A 15,390-nucleotide genomic window follows, 5' to 3' on the forward strand; every position below is an offset into this window, starting at 1 on the left:
TCTTTAATTTAAAAATTACTTTCTTTTACGAGCGTCTGGTTTACCACCTTTTGAGAAGTTTGATTTTCCACGAGGAGCATCACCACCTTTTCCACCAGATTGTTTTTTGTCCATTCCAGCAAGCGGAGAAAGCTCTCTCTTTCCGTAAACCTCACCTTTCATGATCCACACTTTGATACCCATTCTACCATAAGTAGTATGTGCTTCAGCAAGTGCATAATCAATATCAGCTCTGAAAGTTGACAAAGGAATTCTTCCTTCTTTGAAACCTTCTGAACGTGCCATCTCAGCTCCATTCAAACGACCAGAAATCAAAACTTTGATACCTTCAGCGTTCATACGCATAGAAGCAGCAATAGCCATTTTGATTGCACGTCTGTAAGAAATACGGCTTTCGATTTGACGAGCGATGCTAGTTGCAACTAAATAAGCATCTAACTCAGGTCTTTTGATTTCAAAGATGTTGATTTGAACTTCTTTGTCAGTAATTTTCTTAAGCTCTTCTTTTAACTTGTCTACCTCTTGACCTCCTTTACCAATGATGATACCTGGACGAGCCGTAGTGATAGTAACGGTTACAAGTTTCAAAGTTCTCTCGATAATTACCTTTGATACACTAGCTTTTGATAAACGAGCATGTACATACTTTCTGATTTTGTGATCTTCAGCGATTTTATCACCATAATCATTTCCACCATACCAGTTTGAGTCCCATCCTCTGATGATACCAAGTCTATTTCCAATTGGATTTGTCTTTTGTCCCATCTTGTATTAATTTGCTTGTGTGTTATTATTAATAGCTCCTAACACGATAGTTACGTGATTAGAACGTTTTCTAATTCTGTGTGCACGACCTTGCGGAGCTGGACGAAGTCTTTTTAACATCATTCCACCATCTACTCTGATCTCTTTAACAAATAATCCAGCTTCTTCTAAATTATCTTCACTATTTTTTTGCTCCCAGTTATTGATTGCAGACAATAATAGTTTTTCTAATTTTCTTGAAGCTTCTTTAGAACTGAATCTTAAAATGTTAAGTGCTCTTTCTACCTTCTGACCTCTTACCAAGTCCGCTACTAAGCGCATTTTTCTAGGTGAAGTAGGGCAGTTATTCAATTTCGCGAAAGCAATAGACTTATTAGCCTCTTTTCTCGCATCTGCTGTTTCTCTTTTACGAACTCCCATTGCTTCTTATTTTTTACCTTTATTTTTTGCTCCAGCATGACCTCTAAAAGATCTAGTTGGTGAAAATTCTCCTAATTTGTGTCCTACCATGTTTTCTGTTACGTAAACCGGTACAAATTGACGACCGTTATGAACTGCGATAGTTTGCCCAACAAAGTCCGGAGTAATCATAGAAGCTCTAGACCAAGTCTTAACCACTCCTTTATTTCCACCTGCGATGTTTTCTTCAACTTTCTTTTCTAACTTATAATGAACGAAAGGTCCTTTTTTTAATGAACGTGCCATATCTTAATTATTTCTTTCTACGTTCTACGATATACTTACTACTCGGGTTTTTCGGAGAACGAGTTCTGTAACCTTTAGCCGGTACTCCGTTTCTAGAACGTGGATGACCTCCAGAAGAACGACCTTCACCACCTCCCATAGGGTGATCAACAGGGTTCATCGCTACTGGTCTTGTTCTTGGTCTTCTACCTAACCATCTTGTTCTACCTGCTTTACCAGATACTACTAATTGATGATCAGAGTTAGATACTGCTCCAATTGTAGCCGAACAAGTCAACAAGATTAATCTTGTTTCTCCAGAAGGCATTTTAATTGTAGCATATTTTCCATCTCTTGCCATTAATTGAGCAAAAGTTCCTGCAGAACGAGCAATAACAGCTCCTTGACCAGGTCTCAATTCAATACAAGAAATTACAGTTCCTAGAGGAACTTTACTTAAAGGTAATGTATTCCCAATTTCAGGTTGAGCATCAGCACCAGAAACTAATTTCTGACCAACTTTCAATCCGTTTTGAGCAATAATATACGTTTTCTCTCCATCAGCATATGCTAATAAAGCAATAAAAGCAGTTCTGTTTGGATCGTACTCGATTGACTTCACTGTAGCTGGAATTCCATCTTTAGTTCTTTTGAAATCAATGATACGATATCTCTGCTTGTGACCACCACCCGTGTAACGCATGGTCATCTTTCCTTGACTATTTCTACCTCCAGAGTTTTTTATCGGCGCTATCAAAGAGCGTTCCGGCTTATCAGTTGTAATGGCGTCATAACCATTCACAACTCTAAATCGCTGACCTGCGGTAATAGGTTTTAATTTTCTTACTGACATTGTTATATCTTAGATATTGTTGTAAAAATCAATTGTTTCTCCTTCTTGTACTTGAACAATTGCTTTTTTGATTGCATTTGTCTTTCCACTGATTAAACCACTTTTAGTGTATTTTGTAGTTCTATCCGGTCTTACATTAATTGTGTTAACACTTAAAACAGTTACTCCATAAGCAGCCTCTACAGCTTTCTTAATCTCAACTTTGTTTGCTTTTTTGTTAACAACAAATCCGAAACGGTTTAAAACTTCACTTTCTTTGGTTACTTTTTCCGTTACTATAGGTTTAATTATGATACTCATATCCTATTATTTACTTAAATTTTCTTCAATTACCTCCAAAGAACTCTCTAAAAGCACTAAATTATTAGCATTTAAAATAGCGTAAGTGCTTAATTCTAAAGAACTTACGACATTAGAAGCTTTTAAATTGCGTGACGACAAATATACATTTTTATTGGTATCACCCAACACAAATAATGATTTTTTATTTTCTAACTCTAAAGCTTTCAAAACGTTAATGAAATTTTTAGTGTTTGGCGTTTCAAAATTAAAATCTTCAAGAACAATAATATTTGACTCTTTTGCTTTAATTGAGAAAGCAGATTTTCTTGCCAATCTTTTCAAGTTTTTATTCAATTTGAATGAATAACTTCTTGGTCTTGGCCCAAAAACTGTTCCACCACCTTTAAACAATGGATTCTTTGCACTACCCGCACGAGCAGTACCAGTTCCTTTTTGTTTTTTTATCTTACGAGTACTTCCCGCTACTTCAGCTCTTTCTTTAGCTTTGTGCGTTCCTTGACGTTGATTAGCAAGATATTGCTTTACATCAAGATATACTGCGTGATTGTTTGGCTCTATACCAAATACTGAATCAGAAAGTTGAACTTTTCTTCCAGTATCTTTTCCGTTGAAATCTAATACTTTTGCTTCCATTACTTCTGAATGATTACATAAGAGTTGTTATGACCAGGAACACATCCTTTAATAACAAGTAGGTTCTTATCAGCCACTACTTTTAAAACTCTAAGGTTTTGAACTTTTACATTATCTCCTCCCATTCTTCCAGCCATACGCATTCCTTTGAATACTCTAGATGGATAAGAAGAAGCTCCTACAGAACCTGGCGCTCTTAAACGGTTGTGCTGACCATGAGTAGCTTGCCCAACACCACCAAAACCGTGACGTTTAACAACACCCTGAAAACCTTTACCTTTAGATACACCTTGCACATCTACAAATTCTCCTTCTTCAAAAATAGAAACATCGATAAGATCTCCTAATTTTTGTTCAGTTGCAAATTCTTTGAATTCAACGACTTTTTTCTTAGCAACAGTTCCAGCTTTTTTAAAGTGACCTAAAGCCGCTTTTGTGGAATGTTTCTCGTTTTTGTCATCGAAACCAAGTTGCAACGCTTCATACCCGTCAACCTCATTGGTTCTGACTTGGGTAACAACACATGGACCTGCCTCAATAACAGTACAAGGAATATTCTTCCCGTTCTCATCAAAAAGACTAGTCATGCCGATTTTTCTACCAATTAACCCAGACATAAATATTAATTATTAATTATTAAATATAAAAACAGAACACAATCGTTTAAGTGAAGCTGTTTTTAAAAGTGGTGCAAAAGTATAACTTATTTACACACAAACCAAAAAAAACTTTTCACTTAAACGAAGTGCTCTAATTTACTCTTGAAAAAAACTTAAACTTTGATTTCTACTTCAACTCCACTAGGCAATTCTAATTTCATTAAAGCATCGATAGTTTTAGATGAAGATGAATAAATATCAATTAATCTTTTATATGACATTACTTCAAATTGCTCTCTTGCTTTTTTGTTTACGTGCGGAGAACGCAATACTGTAAACAATTTTTTGTGAGTTGGCAAAGGAATTGGTCCTGTTACCACTGCTCCGGTAGTCTTAACCGTTTTTACAATCTTTTCAGCAGACTTATCTACCAACATATGATCGTAAGATTTTAATTTTATTCTGATTTTTTGACTCATTTTCTTAAAGATTAAGCGTTTCCTTTTGCTTTTTTGATTACTGCTTCTGAAATATTAGAAGGCGTTTCTGAATAGTGAGAGAATTCCATTGTAGAAGTAGCTCTACCAGAAGACAATGTTCTCAATGTAGTTACATATCCAAACATTTCCGATAAAGGCACATCAGCTTTAATAGTTTTCGCACCATTTCTATCACCCATGTCATTAACCTGACCTCTACGACGGTTAATATCACCTACGATATCTCCCATGTTTTCTTCTGGCGTAATAACTTCCATTTTCATGATTGGCTCAAGAATAACAGCTCCAGCAGCTTTAGCCACTTCTCTATAACCCATTCTAGCCGCTAATTCAAAAGAAAGAGCATCAGAATCCACCGGATGGAAAGATCCGTCTAATAAAGTTACTTTTAAACTATCAACTTGGTATCCAGCCAAAGGACCTGTTTTCATAGCCTCACGGAAACCTTTTTCAACAGCAGGGATATATTCCTTAGGAACGTTACCACCTTTAACCTCATTCACAAACTGTAATCCAACTGGAACTTTACCATCAACTTCATCAGCAGGCTCAACTCTAAATACGATATCACCGAATTTACCACGACCTCCAGATTGTTTCTTGTAAACCTCTCTATGTTGAGCTGATCTTGTAAACGCTTCTTTGTACTCAACCTGAGGCTCACCTTGGTTAACCTCAACTTTGAATTCACGTTTCATACGATCTACTAAGATATCTAAGTGAAGCTCACCCATACCAGAGATAATAGTTTGCCCAGAAGCCTCATCAGTTCTAACCGTAAACGTTGGGTCTTCCTCAGCTAATTTAGCCAAAGCCATACCCATCTTATCTACGTCAGCCTTAGTTTTAGGCTCAATAGCAATACCAATTACCGGTGCAGGGAATTTCATAGACTCAAGAATAATTGGGTGTTTTTCATCACACAATGTATCTCCAGTTTTGATATCTTTAAATCCAACAGCAGCTCCAATATCTCCAGCCTCAATATATTCGATTGGATTTTGCTTGTTAGCATGCATTTGGTAGATACGAGAAATTCTTTCTTTATTTCCTGAACGAGTGTTTAAAACATAAGAACCAGCATCTAACCTTCCTGAGTAAGCACGGAAGAAAGCTAAACGACCTACGAACGGGTCAGTAGCAATTTTAAATGCTAAAGCAGCAAACGGCTCTTTAACATCTGGCTTACGCAAGATTTGAGTTTGATCTTCTTCTAACAATTCAGCATCGTCTGGATGAATTCCTTTGATACCTTCTTTATCCATTGGAGATGGCAAGTATTTACATACCGCATCTAACATGAATTGAACTCCTTTGTTTTTGAAAGAAGAACCAGCAATCATAGGAATGATAGCCATATCCATAGTTGCAGCTCTCAATGCATTGTTGATTTCTTCCTCAGTAATAGAGTTTTCATCTTCCATGTACTTATCTAAAAGATTCTCATCATAAGTAGCAATCTCTTCAATAAGGATAGAACGATAATGTTTCACATCATCAACCATATCAGCAGGAATATCAACAATATCAAAAGTAGCTCCTTGAGTAGCATCATGCCATACAATAGCTTGATTTTTCACCAAGTCAACTACTCCTTTGAAATCATTCTCTTCACCAATTGGCAAAGTAATAGCAACTGCATTTGATTTCAACATATCTTTAACTTGTTGACAAACTGCCAAGAAGTTAGAACCTTGACGGTCCATTTTATTTACGAATCCCATACGAGGAACTCTATATTGATCAGCAAGTCTCCAGTTAGTTTCTGATTGAGGCTCAACACCATCAACAGCAGAAAACAAGAAAACTAAACCATCAAGTACACGCAAAGAACGATTTACCTCTACAGTAAAGTCAACGTGCCCAGGAGTATCAATAATATTAAAGTGGTACGGCAATGATTCTGGCAATAATTTACCTTGCTCAGTTGGAAAATTCCACTCACAAGTTGTAGCAGCAGAAGTAATAGTAATACCTCTTTCTTGCTCTTGCGCCATCCAGTCCATTGTTGCTGCACCATCGTGCACCTCACCAATTTTATGTGATTTACCTGTATAAAAAAGAATACGCTCAGTTGTTGTTGTTTTACCAGCATCAATGTGAGCAGCAATTCCTATATTTCTTGTATATTTTAAGTCTCTAGCCATTTCTTTATGAATTAAAATCTAAAGTGAGAGAAAGCTTTATTAGCCTCTGCCATTTTGTGAGTATCCATTCTTTTCTTAACAGCAGCTCCTTCTTCTTTAGCCGCAGCTAAACACTCAGAAGCCAACCTTTGAGCCATTGACTTTTCGTTTCTTCTTCTAGAATAAAGTATCAACCACTTCATTGCCATAGAAATTTTTCTGTCTGGACGAATTTGCATTGGAATTTGAAATGTAGCTCCACCTACTCTACGACTACGTACTTCTACGTGAGGCATAACGTTAGTCAAAGCATCTTTCCAGATTTCTAATGAAGTTTTTTCGTCATTTTGCTTTTTAGTTTCAATGATATCAATTGCATCATAAAAAACTTTAAAAGCTGTAGATTTTTTACCATCCCACATTAAGTTGTTCACAAAACGCGTTACCAGCTGATCATTAAATCTTGGATCTGGTAAAAGTGGTCTCTTTTTTGCCGCTCTTTTTCTCATGTCTTTTTTTTAATAAAAAGTTATGGGTTATCCGTTAAATGTTAGTGTTAGAGATTTTAACTCATGTCTCAATCCTAACCCTCAACTCCTAACCTCCAACTCTTAACGTTTTAAATTACTTTTTTGCTTCTTTTGGGCGTTTAGCACCATACTTAGATCTTCTTTGCGTTCTTCCGGCAACACCTGATGTATCAAGCGCACCACGAACGATGTGATATCTAACTCCTGGTAAATCTTTTACCCTTCCACCCCTAACTAATACTATCGAGTGCTCTTGTAGATTGTGACCTTCACCTGGGATGTAAGCATTCACTTCATTACCATTTGTCAAACGTACACGCGCTACTTTACGCATCGCTGAGTTTGGTTTTTTTGGTGTAGTAGTGTAAACACGCGTACAAACTCCTCTTCGTTGAGGGCAAGAATCTAAAGCAACCGATTTACTCTTCTTAGTTATCTGAGTTCTTCCTGTTCTTACTAATTGTTGAATTGTTGGCATAATTAATACTAAAAATTATTATGTAAATATAAATCCCGCTTTTTACGGGGTTGCAAATGTATAAATTATTTTTTACTCTACAAATGTTAATCCATTAATTTTCAACAAGATTATATACCAGCATAAAATATTAAAAAAAAGACAATGTTTTTATAACATTTGATTTAAAAAAAAGCAGTAATCATTAAGTCATTCTCAAAAAACACAGCAAAATCAAAAAACAATCAGCAAACACTAGGATGTTTAACAAAAAATTAAGAAATTTACAGCAAGAACCCAAATAACAAATTAAATGAAAGTAAAAATCAAAAAATTATTACTACTGGCAATAGTAATAATAACTCAGTTTTCTTACGCACAAGAAAGAGCCGTAACAGGAATTGTCTCAGACAATGCTGGACTACCCCTACCAGGCGTTAGCGTTTTGATCAAAGGAACACAATCAAGTACACAAACAGATTTTGATGGCAAATTCAGCATCAAAGCTTCTCCTTCCCAAACACTAGTTTTTAGTTATATTGGCATGAAACCCCAAGAAAGACTAGCCAATTCAACTACAATATCCGTAAAACTAGCAGAAGATGCTGTAGAATTAGAAAGCGTAGTTGTTACGGCTTTAGGAATTAAAAGATCTGAAAAAACACTTGGGTACGCAGTGTCAAAAATAACCTCAGACGAAATTTCAAAATCAGGAGAACAAAACGTAATGCAAGCCTTAGCTGGAAAAGCTGCAGGTGTTCAAGTTATTGGATCAGGAGGTACACCTGGAGCTTCTAGTAAAATCATCATTAGAGGAGTTAACACCATCACAGGTTCTTCAGATCCTTTAATAGTAATTGATGGCGTACCAATTGACAACACTACCAGCCAAACTACAGCAGGAGACAATCCTTTTAACGCTGATTTGTCCGGAATTAACAACTCTAACAGAGCATTGGACATCAATCCTGACGACATAGAAAGCGTAAGCATACTTAAAGGACCAGCTGCAGCTGCCCTTTATGGAGAAAGAGCAGGTAACGGTGTTATTCTTTACACTACAAAAAAAGGAAAAATTGGTAAAGGTTTAGGAATTGATTTCTCAACCTCCCTAGCTATTGACAAAGTAAGTCAATTGCCATCTAGACAAAATAAATATGCTCAAGGTGACATTAACACAACCACAAAAATTCCTGAGTACAGAACAAACACTCCACAAAGTTGGGGACCGACTGCTGAGTCTTTAGGAATACCAATGTATGACAATGTTGGAAACTTTTTCAAAGAAGGTTTAACTTATACAAACAACATTTCTTTTTATGGTGGTGATAACAAAGCTACTTATAGAGCTTCTTATGGAAATGTTACACAAACAGGAATGATTCCTGAAACTGGATTAAAAAGAAATACTTTAAGAATCGTAGGAGACTTAAAACTAAGCGAAAAATGGAAAACAGGTGGTAGTTTACAATACACTCACACCACCAACACTTTAGCACAAAACGGAAGTAATGTTTCTGGGGTGATGCTTAGTTTATTACGTTCAGTAGGAAGCTACGATCTAAGAAATTATAAAGACGCTGAAGGAAACAATACTAACTATTTTGGGTCTTATGATAACCCATATTTTACAGTAAACGAAAATCCGGCCACAAGTGACGTTAACCGTGTATTCGGTAACATGTTTTTAACTTACACACCAGCTGACTGGTTATCTTTAACAGCAAAAGCAGGTATTGATACCTACTCAGATTATCGAAAACAAATTTTTGCAATCTCATCAAACGGTGATAATCTTGGTGGTATTGGAGAAGTAGCTCTTAACAACATCACCAACAAACAATATTATGCTGATTTTATTGCATCTGGTTTGTTACCATTAGATTCTGAATGGCTAAAAATCAATTACACAGCAGGTCTTAACTTACGTTCTTCTCAAGAAACCAATGTGTTTTCAAGAGGTAAAGAACTTGCTGTAAGAGGAAATTACAACCTGTCTAATGCAACACAATTATTTACTTCAAACGAAGACGAAAATATAATGTCAAGAGCATTATTTGGACAATTAGAATTTGACATTAAAAATCAATTATTCGTTACAGGATCTGTAAGAAAAGAATGGTCTTCAACTTACGGAACTTCAGTAAACAGTGCCATATTTCCTGCTGCATCAGCAGCTTGGATTCTAACTAGTACTTTCGACTTACCTGAAGTAATCAATTTTGTAAAATTAAGCTATGGTTATGGTGAGGTTGGTATAGCACCGCAAGCTTACAAAACACTTAGCACCTACACCCAACCTTTTATGACAGATGGTTTTACCGATGGACTTTCTTTTCCTTACAATCAAGTTAACGGAATGACACTTGAAGGTAGCCTAGGAAATCAAAATTTAAAACCAGAAAGAGTATTAGGTCATGAATTAGGATTAAGTACTAAATTTCTTGAAAACCGCTTAACTTTTGACATTAATGCATACTACAAAACTTCAAAAGACTTATTAATTACTTTACCATTACCTACTTCAAGCGGATTTTCATCAGTATATCAAAACGCTGCAGAATTAGTTAATAAAGGTCTTGAAATTGAGCTAGGATATGACATTTTCAACAAAAGCAATCCATTTCAATGGAACATTAACCTGAATTGGTCTAAAAACGAAAATGAAGTTACCGATATAGCAGGAGGTTTAAATGAAGTTGAAATTGAAGCAGCATTTGGTTCGATAGGATATTACGCAGTAAAAGGACAACCTTTAGGTAGTTTTTATGGAAGAAAATGGGCTCGTGACGACAATGGCAATAAAATTATTGGTAGCGATGGTTTAGCTATAATTGCTGATGAAGTTGGAAACCTAGGTAATTCAGCACCAAAATGGACAGGAGGACTTAGAAACACTTTCTCATATAAAAGAGTAACAATTTCAGGTTTATTAGATTTTAGACACGGCGGCGCTGTATACAACGGAACGCTTGCAAGACTACATAATTTTGGAGTTTCTGAAGCTTCAGCAGACAGAGAGCGTACCTATATTATTGATGGTGTTAAAGAAGACGGAACAACCAACAACATCTCAATAAGTGCTCAGGATTATTACAGAAAATACCTAGGAGATGGTGGTGGAGCTGAAGAACAAGCAGTAACTGATGTAAACTGGATCAGATTAAGAGATGTTACCTTAAGCTATGATTTCAATGTAAAACGCTTTTCATTTCTTAATTCAGCACAAATCTCATTCACTGGAAGAAATCTATGGCTAAATACTAACTATAAAGGTGTTGATCCTGAAACAAGTTTAACAGGAGCAGGATCTAGAATTAACGGATTAGATTATTTCAACAATCCAGGAAGCAAATCATTCATCATGTCTCTTAAAGTTGGTTTCTAATATAAAAAAAATAAAAATGAAAAAATATATCAAAACAATACTATTATCAACACTAAGCGCTGGCTTCTTATTTAGTTGCCAATCAGAGTTAGATAATTTTAACGAAAACCCAAATGAGCCAACCACAACAACACCTAGCTTACTATTATCAGCTATGGAAGTGTCTACATTTTCGACACACACGAGTGGATTAATAAGAACTTCAAATATTTTTGATCAACATCTTGCCGGAACAAGTATTGGACAATTAGGCGAACTTCAACGCTATATTCTCACCGAACAAGACTTAAATAATGAATGGAATACTCTATATGGGACAACACTTGTATCTGGTCATATATTAAATCGTGATTTTGCCGATGATTATCCTTACTACAATGGTATTGGCCAAATATTAACTGCTATTAACCTTGGATACGCGACTGATCTTTGGGGAGATGTACCTTATGATGAAGCTTTTTTAGCTGAAGAAGGAAATAGAACTCCAGCTTATAATACTCAGGAACAAATCTATCAAAGATTACAAACAATTTTAGATAATGCTATTACAAATCTAAACAAACCAGAATCTAGTAACATTTCAGTACCTGATAAAGCTGATTATATTTTTAACGGTGATGTTGAAAAATGGATTAAAGTTGCCTATGTTTTAAAAGCCAGGTTTGCATTAAGATTAACTGAAGTTGACAATAATGCTGCTCAAAAAGCTTTAGATTTTATAACAGCATCAGGAATGACATCAAACTCTGATGACGCCAATACTTTTTTCCCAGGAACAGCAAACGGCCTTAATCAATGGAATGCTCTTGACATAAGCCGTGAAAATTACCTAAAAACCGGTGCTTTTTTTGTTGATGCCTTAAAAAACAACAATGATCCAAGGTTAGCATTCTCGATAGCTAACTCTAATAAAGATGCAGATGGAAAACCTATTCTTCCTGCAATTTATGTTGGGAATGCTCCAGACGATTTATCTACTACTTCATCTTCTTACATTGGGCCAGCCTATGCAAGTCCTAGCTCTCCTATTGGAATTGTAACTTATGCAGAAGCAAAATTCATTGAAGCTGAAGCAAAACTTAGATTAAGTCAAAATGCCAAACCTGCATTAGAAGAAGCTATTGCTGCTTCTGTATTAAAAGTGACAGGCACAAATGCAACTCCAAGTTTCTTAGCTGCAGCTACATCGACTGTTAACTTAGCAACAATTATTCAACAAAAATACAATGCTCTTTTCTTAACTATGGAACCTTACAACGACTATAGAAGAACTGGTTTGCCTGCTTTGATTCCTAATCAAAACACTAACACCAAAGCAATCCCTGTTAGATTCCCTACACCTTCAGAAGAAAGAATCTACAACCCAAAAGCAACAGTTGTTAGTAATGTTACCACAAAAGTATGGTGGGATAAAAACTAATTTAAACACCTAACATTTTTAATAAAAACCATCCGCCGAGGCGAATGGTTTTTTTATATATTTGCGCCATGGAAAAAGAACATCAAATATTCGGGATTAGAGCCATTATAGAAGCAATTCAAGCAGGCACAACAATAGACAAAGTATACATTCAAAAAGAAGCTTCTGGCGAATTGATGAAAGACTTAATGAAAGTCATGAAACGTGCTAATGTTAACTTTTCCTATGTTCCTGTTGAGAAATTGAACAAACTTACCCCTAATAATCATCAAGGGGCTGTTGCTTCAATCTCTCCTATTTCATTTTTTGACTTAGAAACTTTGATTGAAACAGTTATCGAAAATGGTAAAAAACCATTATTTTTAATTCTTGACCAAATTTCAGATGCACGTAATTTTGGCGCTATTATCAGAACTGCCGAATGTACCGGAGTAAACGGAATTATCATCCAAAAATCAGGTTCTGCTCCTGTAAATGGTGATACTGTTAAAACTTCTGCCGGTGCGGTTTTTAATATTCCAATTTGTAAAGTCGAACACATTAAAGACGCTATCTTTCTTTTACAGGGAAGCGGGATAAAAACTGTTGCCGCAACTGAAAAAACAGATGACACTATTTACAATGTAGATCTAAAAGAAGGAGTTGCTATTATTATGGGTTCTGAAGACCGCGGCGTAAATCCTTCTGTTCTGAAAATTGTAGATGAGAAAGCAAAATTGCCAATGTTTGGAACAATCGGTTCATTAAACGTATCTGTAGCTTGTGGAGCATTTTTATACGAGGCGGTAAGACAGAGAAGCTAATGATTTTAGATTGCAGATTTAAGCTTTAAAACATATAAAACGAATTAAGACTCTGGTTTTGATTCGTTTTTTTCATTTGGAATAATATCATAATTTACTTCCTGACTGGAAATATAATAATAATTCGAAAAAGTGTCAAACTCCTCTTCTTCTATTTTTGGAAGATTTACAAAATTACCGCCCTCATCAAATCGCTGCATAAACTTATCTTCTGCAGGATTATAATCAGGCATTTCCCATTCGTATTTTGGGACTTTTTTAAATTCAGGCGTTTGGTATAAAACAGCCAAAACAAAGCCAGTTATCAAACCTGCCAAATGTCCTTCCCAGGAAACACTATCATCAACCTTTGGAAAAACATACCAAATCATCCCACCATACATTATAATTACTGCTAAGGACAAAGCTACCAAACGATAATATTTCGTTAGTATCCCTTTGATAAAAATAAAAGCAAACAACACATAAATCAAACTGCTTGCGCCAATATGGTAACTTTCTCTCCCAATTAACCAGGTTAAAATTCCTGAAAATAAAATTCCGTAACCAATAACCGGAATTGATAATTTCGAATAAAAGAACTTTAAAGCAGCTAACAAAACCAAAAGCGGAATCGAATTATTATAAAGATGATTTAAATCAGAATGGATAAAAGGGCTAAAAATTACGCCTTGTAATCCTGAGAAAGTCCGTGGATAAATTCCGTTTTCGACAAAATCAAAATCAAAACGGATTTCGAGCCAATACACAAACCAAAGGAACAACACGAAAAAAAGTGGCAATCCTATAACCCAGTTTGTAAATTTGAAATGCTTATCCATTTTATTTTTAGAAAATTTAAATCAATTATGTAACCAAAAAACAATATAATGCTATTTTGTCATAAAGTTGTTTCGGTAATTCGAATATTTGTTGATGAAATAGCTTTAATGTCATAAATTTGGAATTCAGAAAAAACAAATGGAAGCACCACTAGCAGAACGCATACGCCCGCAAAAATTAGACGAATATATCAGTCAATTGCATTTGGTTGGTCCAAATGGTTCTTTGACACAGCAAATTGCCAAAGGAATTATTCCTTCATTAATTTTTTGGGGACCACCAGGAACAGGAAAAACGACCTTAGCACAAATTATTGCTCAGGAATCGCAACGTCCTTTTTTTATACTAAGTGCCATCAATTCGGGTGTGAAAGATATTCGTGATGTAATTGAAAAAGCCAAACAAAGTGGCGGACTTTTCACTGCCAAAAACCCTATTTTGTTTATTGATGAGATTCACCGTTTTAGCAAATCGCAACAGGATTCCTTATTAGCAGCCGTAGAAAAAGGCTGGATTACACTTGTAGGTGCTACCACCGAAAATCCAAGTTTTGAAGTAATTCCCGCTCTACTTTCGCGTTGCCAGGTTTATACTTTGAATGCGTTTACAAAAGCTGATTTAGAATCACTTTTAGAACGCGCCATGAAAACAGATACTTATTTAAAAACTAAAAATATTCAATTAAAAGAAACGGAAGCTTTATTGCGACTTTCCGGAGGCGATGGTCGCAAATTATTGAATATTTTCGAATTGGTCGTAAACGCTTCGGCTGAGGACGAAATTATCATTACTAATGATCGTGTTTTCGAATTAGTACAACAAAATACGGTTTTGTATGACAAAAGTGGCGAACAGCATTATGACATTATTTCGGCTTTTATTAAATCCATTCGCGGCAGTGATCCTAATGGCGCTGTTTACTGGCTCGCCAGAATGATTGAAGGCGGTGAAGATGTCAAATTTATTGCCCGAAGATTACTTATTTCTGCAAGTGAAGATATCGGAAATGCAAACCCTACAGCCTTAATTATGGCCAATAATACTTTTCAGGCGGTAACTACTATTGGTTATCCCGAAAGCCGAATTTTATTAAGCCAATGCGCTATTTATCTAGCTACTTCGCCTAAAAGTAATGCTTCGTACATGGCAATTAATACGGCGCAACAAATTGTAAAACAAACCGGGGATTTATCGGTTCCAATACATTTGCGAAATGCACCTACCAAATTAATGAAAGAACTAGGCTACGGTGAAGATTATAAATATTCGCATGATTATGCTAATAATTTTGCCGAACAGGAATATCTACCTAAAGAAATAGAAAACACTCCTATTTATGTTCCTGGAAATAATTCGAGAGAAAACGCAACCCGTGATTTCCTTAAAAACCGCTGGAAAGACAAATACGGTTATTAGAAGAAGTTGGAAGTTAGAAATTTTAAAAAAAAAAATCAGATTTCAGATTAGATGATTAACATTCTTAATCTGAAATCTGAAATCTGAAATC

16 protein-coding genes are annotated in these 15,390 nt (G+C 35.6%); 4 read left to right on the plus strand and 12 right to left on the minus strand.

The features are described from left to right. Positions 1 to 15: 15 nt before the first annotated feature. From rpsC to rpsL, 11 genes are all read right to left on the minus strand, one after another. A complete protein-coding gene (gene rpsC / locus FEM21_RS07365; RefSeq protein WP_035659230.1) occupies positions 16 to 765 on the minus strand; it encodes a 30S ribosomal protein S3 in 750 nt (249 codons plus the stop codon). Between the two features lie 6 nt (positions 766 to 771). Then, a complete protein-coding gene (gene rplV / locus FEM21_RS07370; RefSeq protein ID WP_035659231.1) occupies positions 772 to 1,185 on the minus strand; it encodes a 50S ribosomal protein L22 in 414 nt (137 codons plus the stop codon). Positions 1,186 to 1,191: 6 nt separating this feature from the next. Beyond that, entirely contained in the window at positions 1,192 to 1,470 is a 279-nt protein-coding gene (rpsS, locus tag FEM21_RS07375) for a 30S ribosomal protein S19 (RefSeq protein WP_024981511.1), read from the minus strand. Between the two features lie 7 nt (positions 1,471 to 1,477). Further along, on the minus strand, positions 1,478 to 2,302 hold the full coding sequence (gene rplB / locus FEM21_RS07380) for a 50S ribosomal protein L2 (protein WP_035659232.1): 825 nt from the start codon (positions 2,300 to 2,302) through the stop codon (positions 1,478 to 1,480). 9 nt (positions 2,303 to 2,311) lie between these two features. Next, entirely contained in the window at positions 2,312 to 2,602 is a 291-nt protein-coding gene (rplW, locus tag FEM21_RS07385; RefSeq protein WP_035659234.1) for a 50S ribosomal protein L23, read from the minus strand. A 6-nt stretch (positions 2,603 to 2,608) separates the two neighbouring features. Further along, positions 2,609 to 3,238, minus strand: a complete 630-nt coding sequence (rplD, locus tag FEM21_RS07390) for a 50S ribosomal protein L4 (protein WP_035659236.1) — start codon at positions 3,236 to 3,238, stop codon at positions 2,609 to 2,611. Continuing rightward, positions 3,238 to 3,855 (minus strand): 50S ribosomal protein L3, encoded by a 618-nt coding sequence (gene rplC / locus FEM21_RS07395; protein ID WP_035659237.1) that lies wholly within the window; start codon positions 3,853 to 3,855, stop codon positions 3,238 to 3,240. The genes rplD and rplC overlap by 1 nt, the downstream gene beginning before the upstream one ends. Before the next feature lie 155 nt (positions 3,856 to 4,010). Next, positions 4,011 to 4,316: a 30S ribosomal protein S10 gene (rpsJ, locus tag FEM21_RS07400; protein WP_007803605.1), complete on the minus strand. Its 306-nt coding sequence runs from the start codon at positions 4,314 to 4,316 to the stop codon at positions 4,011 to 4,013. A gap of 11 nt (positions 4,317 to 4,327) precedes the next feature. After that, positions 4,328 to 6,484, minus strand: a complete 2,157-nt coding sequence (gene fusA, locus FEM21_RS07405; RefSeq protein ID WP_035659238.1) for an elongation factor G — start codon at positions 6,482 to 6,484, stop codon at positions 4,328 to 4,330. Positions 6,485 to 6,495: 11 nt separating this feature from the next. Next, on the minus strand, positions 6,496 to 6,972 hold the full coding sequence (gene rpsG / locus FEM21_RS07410) for a 30S ribosomal protein S7 (protein WP_026727879.1): 477 nt from the start codon (positions 6,970 to 6,972) through the stop codon (positions 6,496 to 6,498). Between the two features lie 115 nt (positions 6,973 to 7,087). Further along, on the minus strand, positions 7,088 to 7,471 hold the full coding sequence (rpsL, locus tag FEM21_RS07415; RefSeq protein ID WP_007136570.1) for a 30S ribosomal protein S12: 384 nt from the start codon (positions 7,469 to 7,471) through the stop codon (positions 7,088 to 7,090). A 292-nt stretch (positions 7,472 to 7,763) separates the two neighbouring features. Between rpsL and FEM21_RS07420 the strand changes: the two genes are divergently transcribed. The 3 genes from FEM21_RS07420 (at position 7,764) to rlmB (ending at position 13,061) form a co-directional block, all read left to right on the plus strand. Next, complete coding sequence (locus tag FEM21_RS07420; RefSeq protein WP_035659240.1) at positions 7,764 to 10,838, plus strand: SusC/RagA family TonB-linked outer membrane protein; 3,075 nt, start codon at positions 7,764 to 7,766, stop codon at positions 10,836 to 10,838. Between the two features lie 16 nt (positions 10,839 to 10,854). Beyond that, positions 10,855 to 12,258: a SusD/RagB family nutrient-binding outer membrane lipoprotein gene (locus FEM21_RS07425; RefSeq protein WP_081824664.1), complete on the plus strand. Its 1,404-nt coding sequence runs from the start codon at positions 10,855 to 10,857 to the stop codon at positions 12,256 to 12,258. Positions 12,259 to 12,326: 68 nt separating this feature from the next. Beyond that, positions 12,327 to 13,061 carry a 23S rRNA (guanosine(2251)-2'-O)-methyltransferase RlmB gene (gene rlmB / locus FEM21_RS07430; RefSeq protein ID WP_035659242.1) on the plus strand — a complete coding sequence of 245 codons (735 nt, stop codon included), beginning with the start codon at positions 12,327 to 12,329 and terminating at the stop codon, positions 13,059 to 13,061. Positions 13,062 to 13,105: 44 nt separating this feature from the next. Here rlmB and FEM21_RS07435 read toward each other — a convergent pair whose 3' ends face one another. Next, complete coding sequence (locus FEM21_RS07435) at positions 13,106 to 13,882, minus strand: rhomboid family intramembrane serine protease (protein WP_035659243.1); 777 nt, start codon at positions 13,880 to 13,882, stop codon at positions 13,106 to 13,108. Positions 13,883 to 14,021: 139 nt separating this feature from the next. Between FEM21_RS07435 and FEM21_RS07440 the strand changes: the two genes are divergently transcribed. Then, the gene (locus tag FEM21_RS07440; protein ID WP_035659245.1) at positions 14,022 to 15,299 is read left to right on the plus strand and encodes a replication-associated recombination protein A; all 1,278 of its coding nucleotides are present in this window, start codon (positions 14,022 to 14,024) and stop codon (positions 15,297 to 15,299) included. Positions 15,300 to 15,390 lie beyond the last annotated feature (91 nt).

Origin of the sequence: Flavobacterium seoulense (genome assembly GCF_000695795.1) — a bacterium.
Classification (GTDB): Bacteria; Bacteroidota; Bacteroidia; order Flavobacteriales; family Flavobacteriaceae; genus Flavobacterium; species Flavobacterium seoulense.